At 59.2% G+C, this 272-nt stretch carries 1 protein-coding gene; it reads right to left on the reverse strand.

Annotated elements, in window-relative coordinates; all coding sequences use genetic code 11:
- Window positions 1-269, reverse strand: a 269-nt coding sequence (locus SB771_RS34495; RefSeq protein ID WP_410721976.1) for a porin, incomplete at its 3' end; no start/stop codon positions are given.
- Between the last annotated feature and the right edge of the window lie 3 nt (window positions 270-272).

Genomic DNA, 272 nt, shown 5'->3' on the forward strand with positions numbered 1-272 from the left:
CCGAACGTCCCGTTGGTGGAATAAAACCCGCTTTCGAGCGTGAAGACGGCGGCGAGTCCTTCACCCAGGTCCTCGATGCCTTTCATGCCCCAGCGGTTACCGCCCAGCTTGCCGGAGCTTTCCTGCCACAACGAACCGCCCTTGACGTTGTTGGTGTAGGAAATGCCGGCATCGATGATGCCGTACAACGTGACGGCGCTTTGCGCCATGGCGCTGGAGGCAAGCAACGACAATGCACTGCCTGTGGCGATGAGACATCCGTGTTTCATGGT

Origin of the sequence: Burkholderia sp. SIMBA_051, from assembly GCF_046534915.1 — a bacterium.
GTDB lineage: Bacteria > Pseudomonadota > Gammaproteobacteria > Burkholderiales > Burkholderiaceae > Burkholderia > Burkholderia ambifaria.